23 protein-coding genes are annotated in these 25,040 nt (G+C 63.5%); 22 read left to right on the forward strand and 1 reads right to left on the reverse strand.

What is annotated here, in order from left to right:
* The first annotated feature begins 18 nt into the window (after positions 1–18).
* Entirely contained in the window at positions 19–582 is a 564-nt protein-coding gene (gene efp / locus BMY52_RS10320) for an elongation factor P (protein ID WP_025281169.1), read from the forward strand.
* A complete protein-coding gene (gene epmA / locus BMY52_RS10325; RefSeq protein ID WP_090254106.1) occupies positions 579–1,529 on the forward strand; it encodes an EF-P lysine aminoacylase EpmA in 951 nt (316 codons plus the stop codon). The genes efp and epmA overlap by 4 nt, the downstream gene beginning before the upstream one ends.
* On the opposite strand, the gene asd is transcribed toward epmA, so the two are convergent.
* The gene (asd, locus tag BMY52_RS10330; RefSeq protein WP_090254108.1) at positions 1,526–2,419 is read right to left on the reverse strand and encodes an archaetidylserine decarboxylase; all 894 of its coding nucleotides are present in this window, start codon (positions 2,417–2,419) and stop codon (positions 1,526–1,528) included. The genes epmA and asd overlap by 4 nt on opposite strands.
* Before the next feature lie 42 nt (positions 2,420–2,461).
* Here asd and prmB point away from each other — a divergent pair, with 42 nt between their 5' ends.
* From prmB to purF, 20 genes are all read left to right on the forward strand, one after another.
* Entirely contained in the window at positions 2,462–3,361 is a 900-nt protein-coding gene (gene prmB / locus BMY52_RS10335) for a 50S ribosomal protein L3 N(5)-glutamine methyltransferase (protein ID WP_245740773.1), read from the forward strand.
* A 161-nt stretch (positions 3,362–3,522) separates the two neighbouring features.
* Positions 3,523–4,911, forward strand: a complete 1,389-nt coding sequence (gene hemN, locus BMY52_RS10340; RefSeq protein ID WP_090254111.1) for an oxygen-independent coproporphyrinogen III oxidase — start codon at positions 3,523–3,525, stop codon at positions 4,909–4,911.
* 78 nt (positions 4,912–4,989) lie between these two features.
* On the forward strand, positions 4,990–6,054 hold the full coding sequence (aroC, locus tag BMY52_RS10345) for a chorismate synthase (RefSeq protein WP_090254112.1): 1,065 nt from the start codon (positions 4,990–4,992) through the stop codon (positions 6,052–6,054).
* A 136-nt stretch (positions 6,055–6,190) separates the two neighbouring features.
* Entirely contained in the window at positions 6,191–7,372 is a 1,182-nt protein-coding gene (locus BMY52_RS10350; RefSeq protein ID WP_090254114.1) for an MFS transporter, read from the forward strand.
* An 80-nt stretch (positions 7,373–7,452) separates the two neighbouring features.
* Positions 7,453–8,859, forward strand: coding sequence for a 3-isopropylmalate dehydratase large subunit (gene leuC / locus BMY52_RS10355; protein ID WP_090254117.1), 1,407 nt, complete (start codon positions 7,453–7,455; stop codon positions 8,857–8,859).
* 13 nt (positions 8,860–8,872) lie between these two features.
* Complete coding sequence (leuD, locus tag BMY52_RS10360) at positions 8,873–9,514, forward strand: 3-isopropylmalate dehydratase small subunit (RefSeq protein ID WP_090254120.1); 642 nt, start codon at positions 8,873–8,875, stop codon at positions 9,512–9,514.
* A gap of 96 nt (positions 9,515–9,610) precedes the next feature.
* Positions 9,611–10,690 carry a 3-isopropylmalate dehydrogenase gene (gene leuB, locus BMY52_RS10365; RefSeq protein WP_090254122.1) on the forward strand — a complete coding sequence of 360 codons (1,080 nt, stop codon included), beginning with the start codon at positions 9,611–9,613 and terminating at the stop codon, positions 10,688–10,690.
* Between the two features lie 54 nt (positions 10,691–10,744).
* Complete coding sequence (locus BMY52_RS10370; protein WP_090254124.1) at positions 10,745–11,767, forward strand: aspartate-semialdehyde dehydrogenase; 1,023 nt, start codon at positions 10,745–10,747, stop codon at positions 11,765–11,767.
* A 132-nt stretch (positions 11,768–11,899) separates the two neighbouring features.
* Positions 11,900–14,893, forward strand: coding sequence for a FimV/HubP family polar landmark protein (locus BMY52_RS10375; protein WP_245740774.1), 2,994 nt, complete (start codon positions 11,900–11,902; stop codon positions 14,891–14,893).
* Positions 14,894–15,077: 184 nt separating this feature from the next.
* Entirely contained in the window at positions 15,078–15,677 is a 600-nt protein-coding gene (locus BMY52_RS10380; RefSeq protein WP_338018681.1) for an energy-coupling factor transporter transmembrane component T family protein, read from the forward strand.
* 41 nt (positions 15,678–15,718) lie between these two features.
* Positions 15,719–16,513: a tRNA pseudouridine(38-40) synthase TruA gene (gene truA / locus BMY52_RS10385; protein WP_090254130.1), complete on the forward strand. Its 795-nt coding sequence runs from the start codon at positions 15,719–15,721 to the stop codon at positions 16,511–16,513.
* Positions 16,514–16,623: 110 nt separating this feature from the next.
* Entirely contained in the window at positions 16,624–17,268 is a 645-nt protein-coding gene (locus BMY52_RS10390) for a phosphoribosylanthranilate isomerase (protein ID WP_090254131.1), read from the forward strand.
* On the forward strand, positions 17,243–18,463 hold the full coding sequence (trpB, locus tag BMY52_RS10395; protein WP_090254133.1) for a tryptophan synthase subunit beta: 1,221 nt from the start codon (positions 17,243–17,245) through the stop codon (positions 18,461–18,463). The genes BMY52_RS10390 and trpB overlap by 26 nt, the downstream gene beginning before the upstream one ends.
* Positions 18,460–19,275: a tryptophan synthase subunit alpha gene (trpA, locus tag BMY52_RS10400; protein ID WP_090254135.1), complete on the forward strand. Its 816-nt coding sequence runs from the start codon at positions 18,460–18,462 to the stop codon at positions 19,273–19,275. Before trpB ends, trpA begins: the two co-directional genes overlap by 4 nt.
* Positions 19,276–19,348: 73 nt before the next feature.
* The gene (accD, locus tag BMY52_RS10405; protein WP_090254136.1) at positions 19,349–20,335 is read left to right on the forward strand and encodes an acetyl-CoA carboxylase, carboxyltransferase subunit beta; all 987 of its coding nucleotides are present in this window, start codon (positions 19,349–19,351) and stop codon (positions 20,333–20,335) included.
* On the forward strand, positions 20,332–21,645 hold the full coding sequence (gene folC / locus BMY52_RS10410) for a bifunctional tetrahydrofolate synthase/dihydrofolate synthase (protein WP_090254138.1): 1,314 nt from the start codon (positions 20,332–20,334) through the stop codon (positions 21,643–21,645). The genes accD and folC overlap by 4 nt, the downstream gene beginning before the upstream one ends.
* 82 nt (positions 21,646–21,727) lie before the next feature.
* Positions 21,728–22,198 carry a Dps family protein gene (locus BMY52_RS10415; RefSeq protein ID WP_090254139.1) on the forward strand — a complete coding sequence of 157 codons (471 nt, stop codon included), beginning with the start codon at positions 21,728–21,730 and terminating at the stop codon, positions 22,196–22,198.
* Between the two features lie 91 nt (positions 22,199–22,289).
* A complete protein-coding gene (locus BMY52_RS10420; RefSeq protein ID WP_245740775.1) occupies positions 22,290–22,865 on the forward strand; it encodes an SPOR domain-containing protein in 576 nt (191 codons plus the stop codon).
* A gap of 83 nt (positions 22,866–22,948) precedes the next feature.
* Positions 22,949–23,443 (forward strand): CvpA family protein, encoded by a 495-nt coding sequence (locus tag BMY52_RS10425; protein WP_090254142.1) that lies wholly within the window; start codon positions 22,949–22,951, stop codon positions 23,441–23,443.
* A 50-nt stretch (positions 23,444–23,493) separates the two neighbouring features.
* On the forward strand, positions 23,494–25,002 hold the full coding sequence (gene purF, locus BMY52_RS10430; RefSeq protein WP_090254144.1) for an amidophosphoribosyltransferase: 1,509 nt from the start codon (positions 23,494–23,496) through the stop codon (positions 25,000–25,002).
* Positions 25,003–25,040 lie beyond the last annotated feature (38 nt).

Here is a 25,040-nt window from a genome sequence, read left to right on the forward strand (position 1 = left end):
ACCCGGAGAGCTTCGAGTATGGCAACCTACAGCACCAATGAATTCAAGAGCGGGCTCAAGATCCTGATGGACGGCGACCCCTGTACCATCGTGGAGAACGAGTTCGTCAAGCCTGGCAAGGGGCAGGCCTTCAGCCGCGTAAAGATCCGCAATCTCAAGACCGGCCGGGTACTGGACAAGACCTTCAAGTCCGGCGAGTCGGTGGAAGCCGCCGACGTCATGGACACGGAGATGCAGTACCTCTATAACGATGGCGAGTTCTGGCATTTCATGGTGCCCGATAACTTCGAGCAGTACGCTGCCGGGGAGACCGCCGTGGCGGATGCCATGAAGTGGCTCAAGGAACAGGACACCTGTGTGGTGACCCTGTGGAACAATTCCCCGTTGTCGGTGGCGCCGCCCAACTTCGTGGAACTCACCATTACCCAGTGCGACCCGGGCATCCGCGGCGATACCGCCACCGGCGGCACCAAGCCGGCCACCCTGGAGACCGGCGCGGTGGTCAAGGTGCCTTTGTTCGTCAACGAGGGCGATGTGATCCGCGTGGATACCCGTAGCGGCGAGTACGTGTCGCGGGCATGACCTGGGCGCCGGCTGCCGCGCTGGAGCGGTTACGCCAACGGGCACGCCTGCTGGCAGACATCCGCGCCTTCTTCGCCTGCCGTGGGGTGCTGGAGGTGGAAACCCCGTACCTGTCCACCGCCGGCGCCACCGACCCTGCCATCCAGAGCCTCTCGGTACCTATGGGGGGCGGCCGGCGCTGGCTCCATAGCTCTCCCGAATTTCCCATGAAACGGCTGCTGGCGGCGGGAAGCGGGGATATCTACCAGATCGCCCGTGTGTTCCGGGGGGAGGAGGCAGGGCGCCGTCACAACCCGGAATTCACCCTGTTGGAGTGGTACCGGGTGGGCTTTGACCATCATGCGCTGATGGCCGAGGTGGAAGCCCTGATCCGCCAGGTGGCCGGCGACCGGCTCGCGGCCCCCGCGCAGGTGCTGACCTACCGCGAGGCCATGCTCCGCCACGCTGGCGTGGATCCGTTCCAGGCGGGGGAGATGGAATTATCCCGCCGCGCCCGGTCCCTGGGGCTGGATGTGCAGGGCAGCCTGGATCGGGATGGCTGGCTGGATCTGCTGATGTCCATGGTGGTCTGTGAGGCCTTTCCGGCGAACACCCTGACCCTTGTTCACGACTATCCGGCCAGTCAGGCGGCCCTGGCGCGGGTGCGCCCCGGAGAGCCCCCCTTGGCCGAGCGTTTTGAGGTGTATTGGGGGGCCATGGAGCTGGCCAACGGCTTTCACGAACTGGGGGATGCGGCGGAGCAGCGTCGCCGTTTCCAGGCGGATCGGGACCGTCGGGCGCAGCAGGGCCTGTCACCGGTGCCGCTGGATGAGCGGCTGATCGAGGCCCTGGAGGCCGGTTTGCCGGACTGTGCCGGTGTGGCCCTGGGGGTGGATCGTCTGGCGATGTGTCTGTTTGGCGTGGAGACTCTCCGCGATGTGCTCGCCTTCGATTGGGAGCGGGCCTAGGGATTCGAGCGCATGCCCACTGGCTTCATCCAGCCCAGGGCCTCACCCATCTTCAGCTTGCGTCCACCGGTCAGTTCATCAGACCACTCGACGGCGCCCTCCGGCAGCAGCAGGATGACCGTTGAGCCCAGGTTGAAACGGCCCATCTCATCGCCCCGGGACAGACTCACCGTTTCGGATCGGTGGTCCTTCACTTCCAGCTTCCGTGGTAGGCGGGGCGTGACCTCACCGGACCAGACAGTCTCGATGGAGGCCACATTGATGGCCCCCACCAGCACCATGGCCAAGGGGCCCATGTCGGTGTCGAAGAGGCAGACCAGGCGCTCGTTGCGGGCGAACAGCCGCGGAATGGTGCGGGTGGTGAAGGGGGCCACCGAGAACAGCCGGCCGGGCACGTAGACGGTTTCCCGAAGCACGCCATCCCAGGGCATGTGTACCCGGTGATAGTCGCTGGGGGACAGGTACTGGGTGATGAAATTCCCATTCATGAACGGCGCCGCTCGCTCCGGGCAGCCTCCCAGGAGTTCCTGAGCCGAATAGTCATGTCCCTTGGCCTGGATCATGCGCCCGTCGCGCAGGCGGCCAAACTGGCTGACACGGCTATCCGCAGGGCTGAGCAGGGCATCCGGATGCGTGTCCAGGGGGCGGGCGTCAGGATGCAGGGCCCGGGTGAACAGGGCATTGAAACTGGCGTAGTGGGCGGGCTCCGGATCCAGGGCCTCGGCCATGTTGAGCCCGTATTGACGAATGAACCAGCGTGCCACCGGGTCCTTCAGGCGGGTCTCCCAGCGTGATAATCGGTACACCCCCCGCGAGAGGGCGTGGTGGGGCAGCAGATACAGGGGCAGGGCCTTGAGCCAGTCCTGCCAGTTGGCCTCTTGATCGCTCATGGGAGTATTATCCCACAGCCCTCCATCACCCGCATGAATCTCATGGACATCTCCTTTGACACCGACGACCTGGTCACGGTGCGTGATTACATCCGCTTCGGCATGAGCCGGTTCACGGCCGCCGGTCTCACCTTCGGTCATGGCACCGACAATGCCCTGGACGAGGCCGCCTGGCTGGTCTTCCACGCCCTGCATCTCCCCCATGACCTCTCGGGTGCCTGGCTGGATTGTCGCCTTACCCGGGAGGAACGTCGTCAGGTGGCAGCTCTGTTACACCAGCGGGTGGAGACCCGCAAGCCGGCTGCCTACCTCACCGGCCGGGCCTTTTTCATGGGGATGGAATTCAAGGTGGACGAGCGGGTGCTGGTACCGCGTTCGCCCCTGGCAGAGCTGATCGGTCAGGGGTTTGCGCCCTGGGTCGACCCCGGCCGGGCGGGGCGGGTGCTGGACCTGTGCACCGGCAGCGGCTGCATTGGCATCGCCTGCGCCCATGTGTTCCCGGATGCCCGGGTGGATCTGAGTGATGTGTCCCCGGATGCCCTGGCCGTGGCCCGGGAGAATATCCGGCTGCATGGGCTCGAGGATCGCGTGGAGGCCCTGGAGTCGGACCTGATGGCGGGGCTTGGGTCGCGGTGTTACGACATCATCGTGAGTAATCCGCCCTATGTGGACGCTGCTGACATGGCGGCGCTGACCCCGGAATTTCGCCATGAACCGGAACTGGGACTTTCGTCCGGTCCCGATGGCCTGGAAGCCACGCTGCGTATCCTGAAAGACGCCGGTCGGCACCTGAATGCCGGTGGCATCCTGGTGGTGGAGGTGGGGAATAGCGCCCCGGCCCTGGAGGCCCGCCTGCCGGATGTGCCGTTCACCTGGCTGGAGTTCGAGCACGGGGGGCAGGGGGTCTTCCTGCTCACTGCCGAGCAGGTGCAGTCGCTCTGAGGTGAGGCCTGTCCGGCGGGGTGCACCAGTGGATCCCGCATGGCTCCCACATGGCACAAGTCACGCAAATGACCGGTTGGGCGTGCCAATCGAGTTCGGCATGTTTATGATGAACGGTTACAATACATGATCAACACTCTATCCCCGGGTACCTAGCCGCCATGAGCTTGTCGCAGACCATCGATTTCGATCTGGACCTGATCAACCGTTATAACACGGCGGGTCCCCGCTACACGTCCTATCCCACGGCGGTACAGTTCCACGAAGGCTTCGGGGCGGAGCGCTACGCGGAGATGGCCAAGGAAACCAATGCCAGCGGGCGACCGCTGTCGCTGTACTTCCACATCCCCTTCTGCGATACGGTGTGCTTCTACTGCGCCTGCAACAAGGTGGTCACCAAGGATCGCACCAAGGCCAAGCCCTATCTGGATCGTCTGTACAAGGAAATGGCCATGCAGGGGGCGCTGTTCGACAAGTCCCGGCCGGTGACCCAGCTGCACTGGGGTGGTGGCACGCCCACCTTCATCTCCCACGACGAGATGACCGAACTCATGGGCAAGACGGCCGAGCACTTTGGTTTGCTGGATGACGATACCGGCGAGTACTCCATCGAGATCGACCCGCGGGAAGTGGACGACAGCACCCTGGGCCTGCTGCGCAAGCTGGGCTTCAACCGCATCAGCCTGGGTGTGCAGGACTTTGACGAGAGAGTGCAAAAGTCCGTGAACCGCGTGCAGAGCGAGTCGCTGGTGCTGGGCGTGCTGGAAGAGGCCAGAAGCCTGGGCTTCCGTTCCACCAGCGTGGACCTGATCTACGGCCTGCCCCATCAGGATCGCAAGACCTTTGGGGACACCATCGACAAGATCATCAAGGTGGATCCGGCCCGGATCTCGGTGTTCAACTACGCCCACCTGCCGGATCGCTTCAAGCCCCAGCGCCGCATCGACGAGGAGGCCCTGCCCAGCCCCGGGGAGAAGCTGGCCATGCTGCAGCAGACCATCCAGCAGCTCACGGAGGCCGGTTACGTGTACATCGGCATGGACCACTTCGCCAAGCCCGACGACGAACTGGCAGTGGCCCAGCGGGACCACACCCTCTACCGTAACTTCCAGGGGTATTCCACCCACTCCAACTGTGACCTGGTGGGCCTGGGTTCCACCAGCGTGGGCGTGGTAGGTAACAGCTACAGCCAGAACCACCATGACCTGGAAAAGTACTTCCAGTGCATCGATGAGGGCAGGCTGGCGGTCTTCCGCGGGGTGGAGCTGGACGCCGACGATGTGCTGCGCCGCGATGTGATCACCCGTCTGATCTGCCACTTCGAACTGGCCTTCGAGGACGTGGAAAAGGTGCACGGCATCAAGTTCAGGGATTACTTCGCCCGTGAACTCAAGGAGCTCAAGGCCATGGAAGATGATGGTCTGATCAAGATCTCCGGCAGCGCCATCACCGTGCAGCCCGCCGGTCGTCTGCTGATCCGTAACATCTGCATGACCTTTGACCGTTATCTGCGTGAGGCCACGGAACAGCGCTTCTCCCGCGTGATCTGATCCCGCCGCCCTCTGCCCTTACCCCAAACCCTCTCCCGCCTGGCGGGGGAGGGTCCATCCCACGGGGCCCGAGCATCCATGTCCGGAAACACCATAGGCAAGCTGTTTACTGTGACCAGCTTTGGCGAGAGCCACGGCCCGGCCATCGGCTGTATCGTCGATGGCTGCCCACCCGGTCTGCCATTGAGCGAGGCCGATCTGCAGGGGGACCTGGATCGGCGTCGTCCGGGGACCTCCCGGCATACCACCCAGCGCAGGGAGCCGGATCAGGTGAAGATCCTCTCCGGCGTCTTTGAGGGTGTGACCACCGGGACGCCGATTGGGCTTTTGATCGAGAACGCAGACCAGCGCTCCAAGGACTATTCGGAGATCGCCGAGCGCTTCCGGCCCGGTCATGCGGATTACACCTACTTCAAGAAATATGGCCTGCGGGATTACCGGGGCGGGGGTCGCAGTTCGGCCCGGGAGACCGCCATGCGGGTGGCCGCCGGTGGCATTGCCAAGAAGTATCTGCGTGAGCACTTCGGGGTGCAGGTGCGGGGTTATCTGGCGCAACTGGGGCCGATCCGTATCGAGACCGTGGACTGGTCCGTGGTGGACACCAACCCCTTCTTCTGTCCCGATGCCGCCAAGGTGCCGGAGCTGGAGGCCTATATGGATGCCCTGCGCAAGGAGGGGGATTCCATCGGTGCCCGCATCAACGTGGAGGCCTCGGGGCTGCCAGCCGGTTGGGGCGAGCCGGTATTCGACCGGCTGGACGCCGACATCGCCCATGCCATGATGGGCATCAATGCGGTCAAGGCGGTGGAGGTGGGTGATGGTTTTGCCTGTGTGGAGCAAAAAGGCACCGAACACCGGGATGAGATGACCTCGGAAGGATTTGTCTCCAACCATGCCGGCGGTGTGCTGGGCGGGATCTCCTCGAGTCAGGACATTCGCGTGAGCATGGCCTTGAAGCCCACCTCGAGCATCCGCTTGCCGGGACGATCCCTGGATGTGCATGGCGAGCCAGTGGAGGTGATCACCACCGGGCGCCACGACCCCTGCGTGGGCATCCGCGCCACCCCCATCGCCGAGGCCATGCTGGCCATCGTGCTGATGGATCATGCGCTGCGGCATCGGGGGCAGGTGGGGGGGCGTTAGGGGTTCCAGTTGCCCCCTCTGATCAACAGCGACCTCCCTTCTCCCCTCAGGGGAGAAGGGCCGGGGATGGGGGGAGCGGCGGGCACGACGCCCTGTTCGCCGCCCTCGCCCCAACCGCCTTGATTCCGGAAACACCATGCCTGCTTCGTACTGGAAACTCTCCAGCTTCTATTTTTTCTATTTCGCCAGCATCGGCGCCTTCATGCCCTACTGGGGCCTGTACCTGAAGGAGCAGGGCTTTGGCGCTGGGCAGATCGGCGAACTCATGGCCATCATCCTGGCCACCAAGATCATCGCCCCCAATGTCTGGGGCTGGCTGGCGGACCACACCGGCAAACGCACGCTGGTGGTGCGCATTGCTGCCGGTATGGCCATGATCTGCTTTGCCGGTTTGCTGTTTCACTCCGGCTACTGGTGGGTGGCGGTCACCATGGCCCTGTTCAGTTTCTTCTGGAACGCCGCGCTGCCCCAGTTCGAAGCCACCACCATGAATCACCTGGGCAAGAGCACCCACGCCTACAGCCGCATCCGGCTCTGGGGTTCCATCGGCTTCGTGCTCTCCGTAGGCAGCCTGGGGGCGGTATTCGAGACTGTGGGTGTGTCCTGGTTGCCCTGGATCGTTCTGACACTGCTGGGCGCCCTGTGGCTCAGCACCCTGCGGGTGCGAGATGGGGGGGTAGACCATTCCGGGCCCGAGCCGGAAACCCTGTGGACCACCCTGAAGATCCCGGCGGTGATCCTGCTTTTGGTGGCCTGTTTCATGATGCAGGCCAGTCACGGCCCCTATTATGCGTTCTTTACCCTGTATCTGGAGGAGCATGGCTACACCCGCACGGTGGCCGGTTATCTCTGGGCACTTGGGGTGCTGGCGGAGGTGGGTGTATTCCTGATGATGCATCGCTGGCTGCCGCGTTTTGGCGCCTGGCGTCTGCTCGCTCTGGCTCTGCTGATTACCGCGGTGCGCTGGGGGCTGTTGGCGGGTTTCGTGGACAGCCTGCCGCTGCTGGTGGTCATTCAATGCATGCACGCGGCCAGCTATGGCCTGTACCACGCGGCAGCCATCTCACTGATCCACCAGTTCTTCGTCGGGCGTCAGCAGGGTCGGGGTCAGGCCCTGTATTCCTCCCTCAGCTTTGGTCTGGGAGGCGCCATGGGAGCCCTGGCCAGTGGTTACATCTGGGATGGCCTGGGTCCCTTGTGGGTGTATGTGATGGCCTCGGGACTGGCAACCACGGGGTTTGTGGCAGCCCTGCTGGGAAGCGGCTCGCGCCAGTCTGCACTGATATCATCCCCCACCTCCCGGACGAACGGGTTTTAGCCGTGGTCTGATAAGATAAGGCAGCGATTATTCAATCCCGGCCTCTGTCCCCTTGCCAGAGGCAATTGAGGTATTCATTCATGACCGGAAAGACACTCTACGACAAACTCTGGGATGCCCACGTGGTACGCCGCGAGGACGATGACACGGCTCTGCTTTACATCGACCGGCATCTGGTACATGAGGTGACGTCGCCCCAGGCCTTCGAAGGCCTGCGTCTGGCTGGACGTCAGCCCTGGCGTACCAATACGGTGCTGGCCGTGCCGGATCACAATGTGCCCACCACGGACCGGGACCGGGGCATCGCCGATCCCGTCTCCCGCATCCAGGTGGAAACGCTTCAGGACAACGTCACAAGCCTGGGCATCACCTTCTTCCCCATGAGCGACGTGCGTCAGGGCATCGTGCATGTGATTGGTCCGGAGCAGGGCGCCACATTGCCCGGCATGACCGTGGTTTGCGGTGACTCCCATACTTCCACCCATGGGGCCTTCGGGGCCCTGTCCGTGGGTATCGGCACCTCGGAGGTGGAGCACGTGCTGGCCACCCAGTGTCTGCTGCAGAAGAAGATGAAGAACATGCTGGTCTCCGTGGACGGCAAGGTGGGGCCCGGTGTCACCGCCAAGGACATCGTGCTGGCCATCATCGGCGAGATCGGTACTGCTGGTGGCACGGGTTGCGCCATCGAGTTTGGTGGCGAGGCGATTCGTGATCTGTCCATGGAGGGGCGCATGACCGTATGCAACATGGCCATTGAGGCGGGAGCCCGGGCCGGCATGGTGGCCGTGGACCAGACCACCATCGATTATGTGAAGGATCGCCCCTATGCCCCCCGTGGCGAACACTGGGAGCAGGCCGTGGCTGCCTGGCGGGAGCTGAAATCCGATCCGGATGCGAAGTTTGACCACGTGGTGCACATCGATGCCGCCGGCATCCAGCCCCAGGTGAGCTGGGGGACCTCTCCGGAGATGGTGGCCCCGATCGGCGGTCGGGTGCCCGACCCGGCCCTGTCCGGCGACGCAGTCAAGACCCGGGGCATGGAACGGGCGCTGGAATACATGGGCCTGCAGGCCGGCATGCCCGTGACCGATATCCAGGTGGACAAGGTGTTCATCGGTTCCTGCACCAACGGTCGTCTGGAAGACATCCGCGCTGCAGCCCAGGTGGTCAAGGGGCGTCGGGTGGCCGAGAACGTCAAACTGGCCATGGTGGTGCCGGGCTCGGGCCTGGTGAAGCAGCAGGCGGAACAGGAAGGCCTGGACAAGGTGTTCCTGGAGGCCGGCTTCGAATGGCGCGACCCGGGTTGCTCCATGTGTCTGGCCATGAACGCCGACCGCCTGGAGCCCGGTGAACGTTGCGCCTCCACCTCCAATCGCAATTTCGAGGGTCGCCAGGGCCTGGGTGGGCGCACCCACCTGGTGAGCCCCGCCATGGCGGCCGCCGCTGCGGTGGCCGGGCATTTCGTCGATGTCCGCGACATGAACTGAATGAGGTGACCCCATGGAAAAATTTCAAAGACTGACCGCCAAGGTGGCGCCGCTGGACCGCTCCAATGTGGACACCGACGCCATCATCCCCAAGCAGTATCTGAAATCCGTCAAGCGCACGGGCTTTGGTCCCACGCTGTTCGATGACTGGCGTTATCTCGACCCGGGCGAGCCGGGGATGGATCACAGTCAGCGTCGCCAGAACCCGGACTTCGTGCTGAACGATCCCCGCTATCAGGGCGCACAGGTGCTCCTGGCCCGCAAGAATTTCGGCTGCGGTTCCTCCCGCGAGCACGCGGTGTGGGCCTTGACCGATTATGGTTTTCGGGCCGTGATCGCCCCGAGCTATGCGGATATCTTCTTCAGCAACAGTTTCAAGAACGGACTCCTGCCGCTGGTGCTGGACGAGGCCATCGTCGATCAACTCTTCAATGAGGTGCTGGCCGAGCCCGGCTATCAGTTGACCGTGGACCTGGAGGCCCAGACCGTGGAGACCCCTTCGGGTGAGCGCTTCTCCTTTCAGGTGGATCCCTTCCGGCGCCATTGTCTGCTCAATGGGCTGGATGATATCGGTCTCACCCTGCAACATGCCGATGACATCCGGGCCTACGAACAAAAGCGCGGTGCCGAGGCGCCCTGGTTGTTTCCGGCCTGATAAACGATTCACGCACGTCGAGGGGCCGCCTGCCCTGGAGGGCGGCTCCGGCTGGCCCAGTGTTCAATCAACTCCTGTTGTAATTCCGAGTATCCCATGACCCATAAAATCCTTGTCATGCCCGGTGATGGCATCGGCCCCGAGATCGTTACCGAGGCGACCCGCCTGCTCAACGCCCTGCGCGAGCGCTTCGGCCTGGATGCCGAGCTGGAAAAGGCCCCCATTGGTGGCGCCGGCTACGATGCTGCCGGTGAGCCCCTGCCGGAACAGACCCTGAAGCTGGCCCGTGAGGCCGATGGATTGCTGCTGGGTGCCGTGGGTGGCCCTCGCTATGACGAACTGCCCTGGGAGAAGCGCCCTGAGCGCGGCCTGTTGGCCATCCGTGCACAGCTGGAACTCTTCTCCAACCTGCGCCCGGCCATCCTCTACCCGCAATTGGCTTCGGCCTCCGCCCTCAAGCCGGAGATTGTCGGTGGCCTGGACATCATGATCCTGCGGGAACTCACCGGTGGAGCCTATTTTGGCAAGCCTCGGGGCATCGATACCCGCGAGGATGGCGTGCGCCAAGGCTATAACACCATCATCTATTCCGAGCCGGAGATTGAACGCATCGCCCGCAGTGGCTTTGATATCGCCATGAAGCGGGATCGGCGCCTGTGTTCCGTGGACAAGGCCAATGTGCTGGAGGTCTCACAACTGTGGCGCGAAGTGGTGGAGCGGGTGGCCAAGGATTACCCGGATGTGGCGCTGTCCCACATGTACGTGGACAATGCCGCCATGCAGTTGGTGCGCGCGCCCAAGCAGTTCGACGTGATCGTCACCGAGAACATGTTCGGCGACATCCTCTCCGACGCGGCCGCCATGCTCACCGGCTCCATCGGCATGCTGCCTTCCGCCTCCCTGGATGCCCATGGAAAGGGTCTGTACGAGCCCATTCATGGCTCGGCTCCCGATATTGCCGGGCAGGGCCTGGCCAATCCGCTGGCCACGCTGCTGTCGGTGGCCATGATGCTGCGCTACAGTCTCAATGAAGAGGCCCAGGCGGCCCGTGTCGAGGCGGCTGTGGGTCGGGTGCTGGATGATGGCCTGCGCACGCCGGATATCTGGACTCAAGGTTGCGACAAGGTGGACACCCAGACGATGGGGCAGGCGGTGGTGGCCGCCCTGTCCGACTGATCCCTTGTCACCCACGCACCCATCAATCAGTATTTGATCCAAGGATTTACAAAGATGAGCAAAACCTATGATGTGGCCGTTGTCGGCGCGACTGGCGCCGTTGGCGAGACCATGCTGTCCATCCTGGCCGAACGGAATTTCCCCGTCGGGCAGGTGTATGCGGTGGCCAGCAGCCGTTCTGCCGGTTCCCGGGTAAGTTTCGGTGACCGTCAACTGGTGGTGCAGGACCTGGCCGAGTTCGATTTCTCCAAGGTGCAGATCGGTCTGTTCTCGCCCGGCGCCTCCGTCTCCAAGGAATATGCGCCCAAGGCGGCTGCGGCCGGCTGTGTGGTGATCGACAACACCTCTCAGTTCCGCTATGACGACGATATTCCGCTGGTGGTGCCGGAGGTGAACCCTCATGCCGTGGCCCAGCACACCCATCGGGGCATCATCGCCAACCCCAATTGCTCCACCATTCAGATGCTGGTGGCGCTCAAGCCCCTGCACGACGCCGTGGGTATCGAGCGCATCAACGTGGCCACTTACCAGGCGGTGTCAGGCACCGGCAAGGAGGCCATCGAGGAACTGGCCGGTCAGTCGGCACGCCTGCTCAACGGCCAACCGGTGGAATGCCAGGTGTATCCCAAGCAGATCGCCTTCAATTGCCTGCCGCACATCGATGTCTTCCTGGAGAATGGCTACACCAAGGAAGAGATGAAGATGGTCTGGGAGACCCGCAAGATCTTCGAGGACGACTCGATTCAGGTGAATCCCACCACCGTGCGTGTGCCGGTGTTCTACGGTCATTCCGAGGCCGTGCATATCGAGACCCGGGACAAGATCAGTGCCGAGAAGGCGCGCGAACTGCTGGCAAACGCGCCGGGCGTGGAAGTGCTGGACGAGCGTGCCGATGGCGGTTACCCCACCGCGGTCACCGAGGGGGCCAATCGGGATCCGGTCTTTGTGGGCCGCATCCGCGAGGATATCTCCCATCCCAGGGGGCTGAATATGTGGGTGGTTGCGGATAACGTGCGCAAGGGTGCCGCCCTCAACAGTATCCAAATCGCCGAAGTTTTGATAAAAGATTACCTATAACGCGAGCCTGTCCTGAGTCAGCGGACCGGGTGCAGCGCCCGGGCCGCTGCACGTGGAGGCTCAACCGGGGGAACGGCGGCCGGGCCGGATGAACAGGACGGTCCCCGGTCGTGTTAAAGAGGGGATGATGCTGTGCGCAGAGTGGCTTTGGGAACCGCCGTATGGGCCCTGATCGTTCCGGGGGCGAGCCTGGGACTGGGGCTGGGGGAAATCGAGCCCCGATCCGCGCTCAACCAACCCCTCCGGGCGGAGATCGAACTGGTCTCGGTGGAGCCGGGCGAGGTGGACGATCTGGTGGTGCGACTGGCCCCCGACGCACTGTTCACGCGCATGGGCATCGACCGTGACCACCGGCTGACCGAACTCGATTTCGAGCCGATGACGACCCGTGACGGTCGCCATGTCATCCGGGTGACCTCCCGCAACCCCATCCGCGAACCCTTCCTCAACTTCCTTATTGAGGCCAGCTGGCCCAGCGGCCGCCTGGTGCGCGAATACACTATCCTCCTGGATCCGCCCACGCGCTTTGAACAGACGCGCCAGCCCACCCCGGCCCCCTCGGCACCGGCCCCCGGGCGCGAAACTTCGCCACCGGGCGTGACGCGCGCCGAAGCGCCCCGCGATACCGGCCCCTCCACTTATCGGGTCAGTCGGGGCGACACCCTGTGGCAACTGGGGGAGCGGCTGCGTCCCAATACAGATGTGAGCGTCGAACAGATGATGCTGGCCCTGCTCAGGGCCAACCCCGAGGCCTTCGAGGACAACAATATCAATAACCTGCGCAGCGGCCAGGTGCTGCGCGTGCCGGAGCGTGATGAAATCACTCGCCTGGCGCCCGGCGAAGCGCGTCAGGAGGTGATGCGCCAGAACCGGCTATGGAGGGAATACCGGGAGCGAGCCACCGAACAGCCTGAACCCCAGGTGGCTGTCACCGATGAGCCCGCGTCGCCATCCGGTGAGGCGGCTCCCGAAACCTCCGCGGAACCGGCGCCGGACGCATCGGCGGGGGATGATGCCCGCCTGGAGATCGTGGGCGATGTCGCCACCGATGATGAGGCCCAACGCCTGCAGCAGGAACTGGCCCTGTTGCGGGAAACCACCGAGTCCCGCCGCCAGGAGGCGGATGAGCTGCGTAACCGGGTAGAGGAACTGGAAGGCTTGCTGGAAAGGCAGACCCGCCTGCTGACCCTCACCAATCAGCAGTTGGCGGACCTGCAGAATCAACTGGCCCGTATGGAGGGTCGCGAGCCGGACTACCTGCCTCCGGCCTTGCCCACCCAGCCCCTGCCAACAGCTCCCGAGTCGGTGGTGCCTCCGTCGGATTCAGGTCCGGATGTGAGCCCAGCGCCCGAGGCCACCCCGGCGCCCCCTGCACCCGCTGAGTCGGAGCCGCGGCCCACCGCGCTGACCCAGTTGTTGAATAACCCGGCGCTGCTCATGGGGGCGGGCTTTGGTCTCTTGCTGATTCTCGCCCTGCTCTGGTTGATGATTCGTCGCTTGCGTGACCAGGACGATGGCGAAGAGGCCGCTGCCCCGGTGGCGGATGCCACCCTCAAGGGCGAAGCGGGCGCATCGGGTCAGGGGCTGGCCGCTGCGGCAGCGGGTGGCGCTGCGGCGGCGGGCGCCACTGGCACGGCCCGGGATGAAGCCGGTCAGGGGCGTCCTGCCTTCGGTGTTGAGCCGGACTCCGGTGAGGATATGTCCACGGCAATGATGGACACCATGGAGACCCAGTTGCCTTCGCCGAAGAGGCCCATGGGGGATGCTGCTGAACTGACGGATACCATGGAATTCACCGTTTCCGGTGGAGCCACCGCTGAAGCAGTGGATGATGGAGGGCCACGCCATCGGGATGAGGTCTCAAACGATGATACGGTGGCCGAGGCGGATGTGTATCTGGCCTACGGGCTCTACCAGCAGGCGGAAGACCTGCTGGAGAATGCCGTGAAACAGGATCCGGACCGCCTGGATTATCGTTTCAAGCTGGCCGAGGCCTATTTCGCCGGCAAGAATCGGGAAGCCTTTGAGGGGGTGGCGGCGGACATGCGCCAGTCCCTGGGTGAACGTCCCAGCAAGCTATGGGATCGCGTGGTGCTCATGGGGCAGGAGATCAGCCCTGACAATCCCTTGTTCCGCGGTGTGGCCACATCGGGCCAGCCCGCTCCCGAGCGCCCCGATACCAGTGACTTCGACCTGGATACCGCGGAGCTGGAAGGGTCGCTCTCCGAAGTGGACTTCGAGATTCGCGATGACCTGGACGATATGGGTCTGGGAGACGGGGAGGACGCTGGGGATTACACGCAAGTCTCCGGTATCGGGGATCTGGATCTGGATCTTCCCGAGGACATTGGGGGGGGGGCGCCCACCGGTGCCAGCAAGGAGGTTTCAGACGAGGCGCCCACTCGGGTGCCGCCTCCGTCACGGACGGCCTCGCCCACCCCGGACATGCCTGAAGTCCCTGCTCGCACCTCGGGCTCGGATGCCGATGATGCCACGCTGGAGTTTGACCTGGACGACAGTGGCTTCCTGGACGAGGAGTGGGCCAAGGACCTGGGTGAAGGTGTGCCCGGGGCGGGGTTGGACCAGGGAGAGGATACCGGGGCTGATGAGCCGAAGCGGGCGCCGTCCGGTTTGGCGGATGATACCGCCACGTTGCAGATGGATGAGCCCTTTTCGGAGCTGGATGAACCCCAGACCCGGGACCGTGATGTCGGGCATTCAACGACCGATGGCACGGATGACCAGGACTCGACCCTGCAACTGGATGCCGACGACCTGAACTTCGATCTGGATGACATGGAGGCCATGGACAAGGAGGCCATGGACAAGGGCGAGTCCGCCGCGCCCAAGGCGACGGGTGAGGATCTGGATTCCGATGTCGATACCCGATGGCTGGATGACACCTTTGACGCGGATGATGCTGCTCGCACCATGGATGAACTGGGCAGTGCCGAGGATGAAGACTTCAGCCTGGGCGACGAGATCAGCACCAAGCTGGATCTGGCCCGAGCCTACATCGAGATGGGTGATGCTGAGGGGGCCCGTGCCACACTGGAGGAAGTGGTCAGTGACGGTGACGAAGGGCAGCGACGCGAGGCAGAGGAGCTGATGCGTCAGATTCAGTAAGCCGCCGGCGATCCGGCACCTCTTTTCAGCCCCTGGGAGAACACCCGCCGGTTGGCACTGAACAACCGGCGGGTGTTTTTCATCGTGATTCATGCATCCAGCCATCAAGATACTCGGCGTTATCCTGTTCATCCTCTGCGTCGCCCGAGCCGTTCCGGCGGTACTGGCCGGTGGATGTGTTTGGGTGGCGCTTGGTCTTTGGTACCTGGGTGGGCAAGGAATTGACCGTTTCGTGACCATGGTGGGGCGGCTCAAGTGGTTTTTTGTATCCATCATTCTGGTGTTTGGCTGGTTCACTCCCGGGACGCCACTGCTTCCCCTGGCCGGAGAGCTATTGCCCAGCCGGGAGGGGCTGGTGCTGGGGCTGCAGCGCAGTTTGGTCCTGGTACTGGCCGTGGGTGCGGTGGTCTGGTTACTGGAGACGACCCGGCGGGATGAGCTGGTAAAGGGTCTGCTCTGGCTCACCCGGCCCCTGGCTCTCCTGGGGTTTCCGCGAGAGCGATTTGCGGTGCGGTTGGTGCTGACCCTGGAGGCCCTGCCCCATGTCGGACTGCTGGCCCGGGAGGCACGGGGCAGTGTTCAGGGGGCACCACGGAGTCTGGGTGCGCGATTGCAAGGTTTGGGCGAGCGTGCTGCCGGTCTTTTCCAGGGAGTGCTCAACCAGGCGCATCAAGCGCCGCTGGAACCCATTCATCTGACCCCCATGGCGGCACCAGGATGGCGGGACTGGCTCGGCATGGCCCTGGTGATCCTGCCCCTGGTCTTGCTGGCCGCCGGACCTTGATGCGAGCGGATGGCTCTGATTTTTCTTGACCACGGTGACCCATGACTGAGACCTTGCAGCGCCTGGCCATAGGCATCGAATATGATGGCTCCGGATTTCGTGGCTGGCAGACCCAAAGAGAGGCCCGCACCCTGCAGGCCCAGGTAGAAAAAGCCCTCTCCCGGGTGGCGGACGAGCCCATCCACGTCACCTGTGCCGGACGCACGGATGCAGGTGTACACGCCACGGGGCAGATCATCCATTTCGACACCCGGGCGGTGCGCGATCCGCGAGCCTGGCTGCTGGGGGGTAACAGCCATTTATCCCCGGAACTGAGCTTTCAATGGGTGCGGCCCATGCCTGCGGACTTTCATGCCCGTTTCTCGGCGCGGTGGCGTCGTTATCGCTACATCTTTCTCAATCGCCTGACCCGTCCCGCCATCCTGCGCCGAAGGGTCACGTGGATTCACAGACCTCTGGATGCAGCCCTGATGGCTGAGGCCGTGCCGCACTTGCTGGGTGAGCAGGATTTCTCCAGTTTTCGTGCGAAGGGATGCCAGGCCCGCACACCCATACGCACGGTACAGGAGGTGTCGGTGCATCGGCGCGGCGATTTCATCCATATGGATATTCGTGCCAATGCCTTCCTGCACCACATGGTGCGCAATATCGCCGGGGTCTTGATGGCCATCGGTCGAGGAGAGTATCCGCCCGACTGGATCGCTGAGGTGCTGGCGGCGCGCGACCGCTCCCAGGCGAGCGTCACGGCCCCGCCGGATGGTCTTTATCTGGTGCAGGTGGGTTACGAAGATCACTTCGACCTGCATCCGCCTGCCATCGTCCCTGAGTACGCCTGAGCGCGGTCATGGTCATATGCCTGTCCCAGGCGATCCCTCCGTGGCCACGGCTGATCCCGGGACAGGATTTCTGGTAACCTTGTGGGTCCTGTTCAGCAACCCAGGCAGTCATGCGTACCCGTATCAAGATCTGTGGCATTACCTGCGCCGAGGATGCCCGGGCGGCGGCCCAGGCCGGCTGCGATGCCATCGGTCTGGTCTTTTACGATCGCAGCCCTCGGGCCATCGATGCGGCGCGGGCATTGACTGTGGCGCGGGCCGTTCCCCCCTTCGTGACGCGAGTGGGATTGTTCATGGATGCGGATGCCGAACAGGTGCGACAGGTGATGGCCCATGTGCCCCTGGATGTGCTGCAGTTTCATGGCAGCGAACCGCCGGATTATTGCGAGTCCTTTGGCTGCACCTATCTCAAGGCGGTCCCCATGGCCGGGCCCGAGACGCCGGATGCCTTCATGGGGCGTTATGTCGGAGCCCAGGGTTTTTTGCTGGACAGTCATGGCGCCGGGCAGGCCGGTGGCACCGGGCAGGCTTTCGACTGGGGCCGATGGCCCACGGGAATTCAACGGTCATTGGTGCTGGCCGGCGGGCTGCATCCGGACAACGTGGCCGAGGCGGTCAGACAAACCCGTCCCTGGGCCGTGGATGTGAGCAGTGGCGTGGAGTCGTCACCGGGCGTGAAGGATGCCCGACGCATGATCCGATTCATCAGCGAGGTACGACGTGTCGACCGTGAGCAAACCCCAACAGACGCCTGACTGGCGCGCCTTCCCGGATGCCCGTGGGCATTTTGGGCCCTATGGTGGCCAGTTTGTCTCCGAGACCCTGATGGAGCCCCTGGAAGAACTCCGGGAGGCCTATCAACGTTATCTCAAGGACCCGGAGTTCCTGGCTGAACTGGATCGCGACCTGGCTCAATACGTGGGTCGCCCAAGCCCCCTGTATCTGGCAGAACGGCTCACCCGTGAACTGGGTGGCGCCCGGGTCTACCTCAAGCGCGAGGACCTGAATCACACCGGCGCCCACAAGGTGAACAACACCATCGGCCAGGCACTACTGGCCAAGCGCATGGGCAAGACCCGCATCATTGCCGAGACGGGTGCCGGACAGCACGGTGTGGCCACGGCGACCGTGGCGGCGCGCCTGGGGCTGGAATGCGTGGTCTACATGGGCGCTGATGACATCCAGCGCCAGTCGCCCAACGTGTATCGCATGCGCCTGCTGGGGGCCAGGGTGGTGCCCGTGTCCTCCGGTTCACGCACCCTCAAGGATGCCCTCAACGAGGCCATGCGCGACTGGGTGACCAACGTCGACAATACCTTCTACATCATTGGCACCGTGGCCGGTCCGCACCCCTATCCGGCCATGGTGAGGGATTTCCAGTCGGTGATTGGTCGCGAGGCCCGGGCCCAGTATCTCGAGGCCACCGGCGAACTGCCCGATGCCCTGGTGGCCTGCGTAGGGGGTGGCTCCAACGCCATCGGTCTGTTCCACCCCTTCCTGAATGATGCCGATGTGGCCATGTACGGGGTCGAGGCGGCGGGAGACGGTATCGAGACGGGTCGTCACTCCGCCCCCCTGTGTGCTGGCAAACCGGGCGTGCTGCATGGCAATCGCACCTACCTGATGGAGGATGTCGACGGTCAGATCACCGAAACCCATTCGGTATCGGCCGGTCTGGATTATCCCGGTGTAGGTCCGGAGCATGCCTGGCTCAAGGATGTCGGACGGGTGCAATACGTCTCCGTCACGGATGATGAGGCCTTGTCTGCCTTCCACCGCCTGACGCGCACCGAGGGCATCATCCCGGCCCTGGAAACCAGTCATGCCATTGCTCAGGTGATCAAGCTGGCGCCCCAGGTTCGCGCCGATGGCGGGATCATCGTCAACCTGTCCGGTCGTGGTGACAAGGACATCAATACCGTGGCCCGCATGGAGGGCATCGAACTGTGAGCCGCATTGCCGCCCGTTTCGAATCTCTCAGGTCCCAGGGCCGCAAGGCCTTGATCCCTTACGTGACTGCCGGTGATCCGGAGCCTGCCAACACCGTGCCGCTGATGCATGAGCTGGTAGAGGCCGGTGCCGACATCCTCGAGCTGGGAGTGCCGTTCTCCGATCCCATGGCCGACGGCCCGGTGATCCAGCAGGCTTGCGAGCGGGCCTTGAAGCACCATGTGAGCCTGCGCGGTGTGCTCGGCATGGTGCGTGAGTTCCGCCGTGACAATACCACCACGCCGGTGGTGTTGATGGGCTACCTCAATCCCGTGGAAATCATGGGCTATGAGACCTTTGCCCGAGAGGCGGCCGAGGCCGGCGTGGATGGCCTGCTGACCGTGGATCTGCCCCCCGAGGAGGGCGGCGATCTGGTGCAGACCCTGTCCGCGAACGGCATCGACCCCATCTTTCTGCTGGCGCCCACCAGTCACGAGGCCCGTATCAAAGCCATTTGCGGAGCGGCCTCCGGTTTTGTCTACTATGTATCCCTCAAGGGGGTGACCGGGGCTGCGAGCCTGGATGTGGACGCAGTGGCGGAGAAGCTCTCCTTGATCCGCCAGCACACGGATCTGCCGGTGGGCGTGGGCTTTGGTATCAGTGATGCCTCCACCGCTGCCTGTGTGGCCCGTGTGGCCGACGCCGTGGTGGTGGGCAGTGCCCTGGTCAAGTTGCTGGCCGCCAACACCCAGGATCTGCCGGCGGGTCGTGCCGCCGTGGCAAGCCTGCTGGGAGAGATGCGCCAGGCCATGGATGCCTCCCAGCAGGCCTGATGGAACACGCCATTGTCTTCACGGTCGCCACGCAACCGTGCCGATCATTGATCCAACAGGATGACCAACGCCCATGAGCTGGTTTGAAAAACTCGTCCCTTCCCGGATCCGCACCGAGGCCACCAACAAGCGTGCCGTACCCGAGGGCCTTTGGCTGCGCTGCGATGGCTGTTCGGCGACCTTGTACCGCCCTGAGGTGGAGCGCAGCCTGGATGTCTGCCCCAAGTGTGGCTTCCACATGCGCATGAATGCGCGACGTCGCCTGGAGACCTTCCTGGACGCCGGCGAGCGCGAGGAAATCGGTGCCCAGATCGAGCCCGTGGACATGCTGCGCTTCCGTGACAGCAAGCGCTACAAGGATCGTCTCCAGGCGGCCCAGAAGACCACGGGCGAGAAGGATGCCCTGGTGGTCATGCAGGGTACGGTACGGGACGTGCCCGTGGTGGCCGCGGCCTTCAACTTCAATTTCATGGGGGGATCCATGGGCTCGGTGGTGGGCGAGCGCTTTGTGCGCGGTGTGAACACCGCTGTGGAGCAAGGCATTCCCATGGTGTGTTTTTCGGCCAGTGGCGGGGCGCGCATGCAGGAGGCCCTGTTTTCGCTGATGCAGATGTCCAAGACCAGTGCCGCCCTGGCGCGGTTGCGCGCGGCAGGTTTGCCCTACGTCTCGGTGATGACGGATCCCACCATGGGGGGTGTGTCCGCCAGTCTGGCCATGCTTGGGGACATCAACGCCGCGGAACCCGGAGCCCTGATCGGTTTTGCCGGTCCGCGGGTGATCAAGCAGACGGTACGCGAAACCCTGCCGGAAGGCTTTCAGCGCTCCGAGTTCCTGCTGGAACACGGTGCCATCGACATGATCATTGACCGACGTGAGATGCGTAACCGTCTGTCATCGCTCCTTTGCCTGCTGACACACCGGCCCGGCCAGCCGCTCCCCGAGGCCGAGGCCTTCGACGAGGAACCGGTTTCAGAGCAGGCGGCTCAGCAACCCCCCGAGGGCCTGGGCGATGCCTCCCTGGAGCCGGAGAAGGCGGGACAGGGGCCGGCCAGTTCATGAGCGAAACCGACGTACCCCCGCCGCGTTTTGATAGCCTGGCAGACTGGCTGGACTGGCAGGAGCGGTTTCATATCCGTCCCATTGATCTGGGGCTGGACCGGGTAGGGCGCGTAGCGGACCTGATGGGGCTGCGGCCTGCTTCCGCCCCGGTGATCACCGTGGGGGGCACCAATGGCAAGGGATCCACCGTGGCGTTCCTGGAGGCCATCTACCGGGCGGCGGGTTATCGTGTGGGCGTTTACACCTCTCCCCATTTATTGCGCTACAACGAGCGCATCCGTCTGGCAGGGGTTCCCGTGGAGGATGGGCTTCTGTGCGAGGCCTTTGCTGCCGTCGATCGGGCTCGGGATACGATCAGTCTGAGCTACTTCGAGTTTGGCACCCTCGCTGCCCTGTGGCTTTTCCGCCGCCAGGCCATGGATGTGATCCTGCTGGAAGTGGGGCTGGGTGGTCGCCTGGATGCGGTGAATATCCTGGATGCCCATGTGGCCGTGGTGACCTCGGTGGGTATCGATCATCAAAGCTGGCTCGGGGAGGACAGGGAAGCCATCGGTTTTGAGAAGGCAGGTATCTTTCGTAGCGAACAGCCGGCGGTCTGTGGTGATATGAACCCCCCGTCTCGCCTGCTGGAGCATGCGGCGAACCTGAACACCCCCCTGGCCCTGGCCGGGAGCGACTTTCACGTGGGCCCCGTGAGCGACGATGGGGTGTGGGATTATCACGGTATGGGAATGACGCTGCCGTCGCTGCCGCCACCGGGCCTGGCCGGTTCGATTCAGCGTGGTAATGCAGCTACGGCCCTCACCGCCGCCTTGCTGCTGGAGGATCAGGTCCCCCTGACCGAGCAGGCGGTGCGCGAGGGGATCGCCCAGGCGCAACTGATGGGGCGGTATCAGTGCCTCCGGCAGGCGCCGGCAGTATGGGTGGATGTGGCCCACAATCCCCAGGGTGCCTGTACCCTGGGGGCACACTTGGCGGATGCGCCTGTGGAGGGTCGCACCCTGGCGGTGATGGCGGTCATGGCCGACAAGGATGTTCCGGGGATCCTGGAGCCCTTGAGGCCACTGATGGACGCCTGGTATCTGGGGGCGCTGGACCTGCCCCGGGCCTTGGCACCTGAAGCGTTGGCCGCCCACCTGGAGGGTGAGGCCCCGGTGCATATCGCGTCCAGCGTTGTGGAGGCCTGTCAGGCTGCCCTGTTGCAGGCGGGGCCGGCGGACCGCATTATCGTGTTCGGGTCCTTTCATACCGTGGCCGCAGTGCTACAGGCACCGTTCCCCTGGGTCGATACGACCTTGAAGAGCGCCTGAATCGCCCATACCTCTTGGGTGTGAGGGTGCTCGACTCACCCATTTTGTCCGTCCATTAAGCAGAACGAAGGAGCACAACGCAGTGAGCAAGATCGATATCGGTATCAACGAACAGGACAGACTCAGCATTGCCGAGGGCCTCAAGCGCCTGCTGGCTGACTCCTACACCCTGTACCTGCAGACCCACAACTTCCACTGGAACGTGGTGGGGCCGCAGTTCCGCGAACTGCATCTGATGTTCGAGGAACACTACACAGAGCTGGCAACCGCCGTGGATGATATTGCCGAGCGTATCCGCACCCTGGATGTGGTGGCACCAGGCACCTACAAGCAGTTGGCCTCCCTGAGTTCCATCGAAGAGGTGGAGAACGTGCCTGCGGGTCGGGAAATGGTGGACATCCTCACCGACAGTCACGAGAAGGTGGTCAAATGCTGCCGTGAGGTGCTCAAGGTGGCGCAAGCGGCCGACGACGAATCCACCGCCGCGTTGGTGTCGGATCGCATGCGGGTTCATGAAAAGACCGCCTGGATGTTGCGGGCCCTGAACCAGTAACACGCCGTTTCTGGCGGCAGCGCCCACGGGCCGGCTCCCTTGCCTGAAGGACAGGGTGCCGGCCCAGGGCTTGTGAGATGATGGCCAACCCGTGGAAGCACCCCTGAAACAACGCCTGTTGGGCGCTACCGTGCTGGTGGCCCTGGCTGTGATCTTCCTGCCCATGCTGCTGGATGGCGCCGGACGAGAGGCCCGTCTGGATGCCAAACGGGCCATACCCCCGGAGCCGGTGTTTGACCGCCCGTCTGCCGCGGCGCCCCGCACCGTGGCACCCGAGGTGTCCACGCCGAGGATGCTTCAGGCCCCGGCGCCCGACTCGGTGCGTGAGCCTCAGGCACGTCCCTTGCCGGATAATGCCGCGTCGCAGCCGGAGGCACCGGCGACGGAATCCCGCCCGTCAGCCCGTCCCCAGCCTGGCAGCACGCCAGTGTCCGGTGGCTGGGTGGTGCAGGTGGGCAGTTTCAGTCAGGAATCCAACGCCCGGGCCGAGACGGAGCGCCTCAGACAGGCCGGATTCCCGGCCTTCGTGGAACGCACTGAGGCGGAAGGGCGATCGCTCTTTCGTGTGAAGGTGGGCCCGGAACTGGAGCGGCGAGCTGCCCAGGGCCTCAAAACGCGGCTCCAGCAGGAGCAGGCGCTGGCGGGCATCGTTGTCACCCATCCGTGACCGGGTTATTTTTCGGGCAAAGGGCCATTCGTGCCGTCGATCTTTGTTAAAATCCCGGTCATGCTTCTGCAATCATTACGACAATGATCTGGATCGATTTGGTTATCGTGGCCATCATCGCCATCTCGGCGGTGATCAGCCTGTTTCGGGGGTTCATCAAGGAGGCCATTTCGGTGGCCACTTGGGTGCTGGCTTTCCTGGTGTCGCTGACCTACTCGGCACCTTTATCCGAATACCTCCCCCTGGGAATCGAAGATCCGACGTTGTTGGTGGGGATCGCCTTTGCCATCCTCTTCATTCTCACCCTGATCATGGGTGGGGTGGTGAATATGCTGGCGGGCCAGTTGGTAAAAAAGACCGGTTTGTCCGGCACGGATCGAAGCATCGGCGCCGTTTTCGGCCTGGCGCGTGGCGTGGCCATCGTGGCCGTGGTGGTGCTGATGGCGGGCCTGACCGTCGTGCCCCAGGAACCCTGGTGGCAGGAAAGCCAGCTATTACCCCAATTTGAACGTATCGCGCTATGGATGCGTGACTTCCTGCCCCAGGATATCGCAGAGAACTTCTCCTTTGGGGATTGACCCCCGGATCGGGTTCCCCCGCTCTTTTTGAATCTTCAAGAGGCCTTCCCATGTGCGGAATCGTCGGAATCGTCGGTCGCAGCCCTGTCAATCAGGCGCTGTACGACGCCCTGTTGGTATTGCAGCACCGGGGGCAGGATGCGGCCGGCATCGTGACCTGTGACCTGGAAGGCCACCTGCATTTGCGCAAGGACAACGGCTTGGTCAGGGATGTCTTCCATGAGCAGCATATGCGCAACCTGACCGGCCCTATGGGGATTGGTCATGTGCGTTACCCCACCGCCGGCAGCGCGTCATCTGCCGAGGCCCAGCCATTTTACGTGAACTCCCCGTACGGCATCACCCTGGGGCACAACGGCAACCTCACCAACGCCAGTGACCTCAAGCGCGAACTCTTCCTTGAGGATCGACGCCATATCAATACCGAGTCGGATTCCGAAATCCTGCTGAACGTGCTGGCCCAGGAGCTGATTCGTCATGATGGCCTGGCGGTGACTCAGGATGAGATCTTCAACGCCGTGCGAGGCGTGCATCGTCGCTGCCAGGGGGCCTATGCCGTGGTGGCCATGGTGGCAGGTCGGGGGGTGCTGGGCTTCAGGGATCCCCATGGTATCCGTCCGGTCGTATTCGGGCGGCGGGAAACCCCGGAAGGACCCGAATACATGGTGGCCTCGGAAAGCGTGGCCCTGGACACCCTGGGTTTTGACCTGGTGCGGGATCTGGATCCGGGGGAAGCGGTCTACATCGAGATGGATGGTACGGTACACACCCGTCATTGCGCCGAACAGGCCACACTTTCACCCTGCATCTTCGAGTATGTGTATTTTGCCCGCCCCGACTCGGTCATCGACGATGTGGTCGTGCATCGGGCACGCATGCGCATGGGAACGCGACTGGGCAAGAAGATCCTGCGGGAATGGCCGGACCACGACATCGATGTGATCATCCCCATACCGGACACCGGGCGCACCGTAGCCATCGAGATGGCCCATGAACTGAACGTGAAGTATCGGGAAGGCTTCATCAAGAACCGCTACATCGGCCGCACCTTCATCATGCCGGGTCAGACCCAGCGACGTAAGTCGGTACGCCAGAAACTCAATGCCATTGGCCTGGAGTTCAAGGGCAAGAATGTGCTGCTGGTGGATGACTCCATCGTGCGCGGCACCACCTCCCGCGAGATCGTCATGATGGCCCGGGAGTCCGGGGCCCGTAAGGTCTACTTTGCCTCCGCCGCGCCGCCGGTACGGTATCCCAACGTGTATGGCATCGACATGCCGGCCGCACAGGAACTCATTGCTCATGGGCGCAGCGAGGACGAGGTCTGTGAGGCGGTGGCCGCCGACCGTCTGATCTATCAGGATCTGGAAGATCTGGTGGGCGCCGTGCGCAAGGGCAATCCGCGTCTGGAAAATTTTGATTGTTCGGTGTTCACGGGGGAATATGTCACCCAGGTCAGTCGTGATTACCTGGCCCATCTGGAAGAGCGTCGCAATGATCTGGCCAAGAAGAAAAAGGAACGCGAATACGCCAACCTGGATCTGTATAACAACGCCTGATGCCGTGTTGAATCGCCTCCGCATCATGGCCATCCTGG

Origin of the sequence: Ectothiorhodospira marina, from assembly GCF_900109495.1 — a bacterium.
In the GTDB taxonomy this organism is placed as follows: Bacteria; Pseudomonadota; Gammaproteobacteria; order Ectothiorhodospirales; family Ectothiorhodospiraceae; genus Ectothiorhodospira; species Ectothiorhodospira marina.

Bases quoted from the DNA above. Each gene is read 5' to 3' on its own strand.
- efp (WP_025281169.1), top strand. From the start codon at position 19: ATGGCAACCTACAGCACCAATGAATTCAAGAGCGGGCTCAAGATCCTG.
- epmA (WP_090254106.1), top strand. From the start codon at position 579: ATGACCTGGGCGCCGGCTGCCGCGCTGGAGCGGTTACGCCAACGGGCA.
- asd (WP_090254108.1), bottom strand. From the start codon at position 2,419: ATGAGCGATCAAGAGGCCAACTGGCAGGACTGGCTCAAGGCCCTGCCC.
- prmB (WP_245740773.1), top strand. From the start codon at position 2,462: ATGGACATCTCCTTTGACACCGACGACCTGGTCACGGTGCGTGATTAC.
- hemN (WP_090254111.1), top strand. From the start codon at position 3,523: ATGAGCTTGTCGCAGACCATCGATTTCGATCTGGACCTGATCAACCGT.
- aroC (WP_090254112.1), top strand. From the start codon at position 4,990: ATGTCCGGAAACACCATAGGCAAGCTGTTTACTGTGACCAGCTTTGGC.
- BMY52_RS10350 (WP_090254114.1), top strand. From the start codon at position 6,191: ATGCCTGCTTCGTACTGGAAACTCTCCAGCTTCTATTTTTTCTATTTC.
- leuC (WP_090254117.1), top strand. From the start codon at position 7,453: ATGACCGGAAAGACACTCTACGACAAACTCTGGGATGCCCACGTGGTA.
- leuD (WP_090254120.1), top strand. From the start codon at position 8,873: ATGGAAAAATTTCAAAGACTGACCGCCAAGGTGGCGCCGCTGGACCGC.
- leuB (WP_090254122.1), top strand. From the start codon at position 9,611: ATGACCCATAAAATCCTTGTCATGCCCGGTGATGGCATCGGCCCCGAG.
- BMY52_RS10370 (WP_090254124.1), top strand. From the start codon at position 10,745: ATGAGCAAAACCTATGATGTGGCCGTTGTCGGCGCGACTGGCGCCGTT.
- truA (WP_090254130.1), top strand. From the start codon at position 15,719: ATGACTGAGACCTTGCAGCGCCTGGCCATAGGCATCGAATATGATGGC.
- BMY52_RS10390 (WP_090254131.1), top strand. From the start codon at position 16,624: ATGCGTACCCGTATCAAGATCTGTGGCATTACCTGCGCCGAGGATGCC.
- accD (WP_090254136.1), top strand. From the start codon at position 19,349: ATGAGCTGGTTTGAAAAACTCGTCCCTTCCCGGATCCGCACCGAGGCC.
- folC (WP_090254138.1), top strand. From the start codon at position 20,332: ATGAGCGAAACCGACGTACCCCCGCCGCGTTTTGATAGCCTGGCAGAC.
- BMY52_RS10425 (WP_090254142.1), top strand. From the start codon at position 22,949: ATGATCTGGATCGATTTGGTTATCGTGGCCATCATCGCCATCTCGGCG.
- purF (WP_090254144.1), top strand. From the start codon at position 23,494: ATGTGCGGAATCGTCGGAATCGTCGGTCGCAGCCCTGTCAATCAGGCG.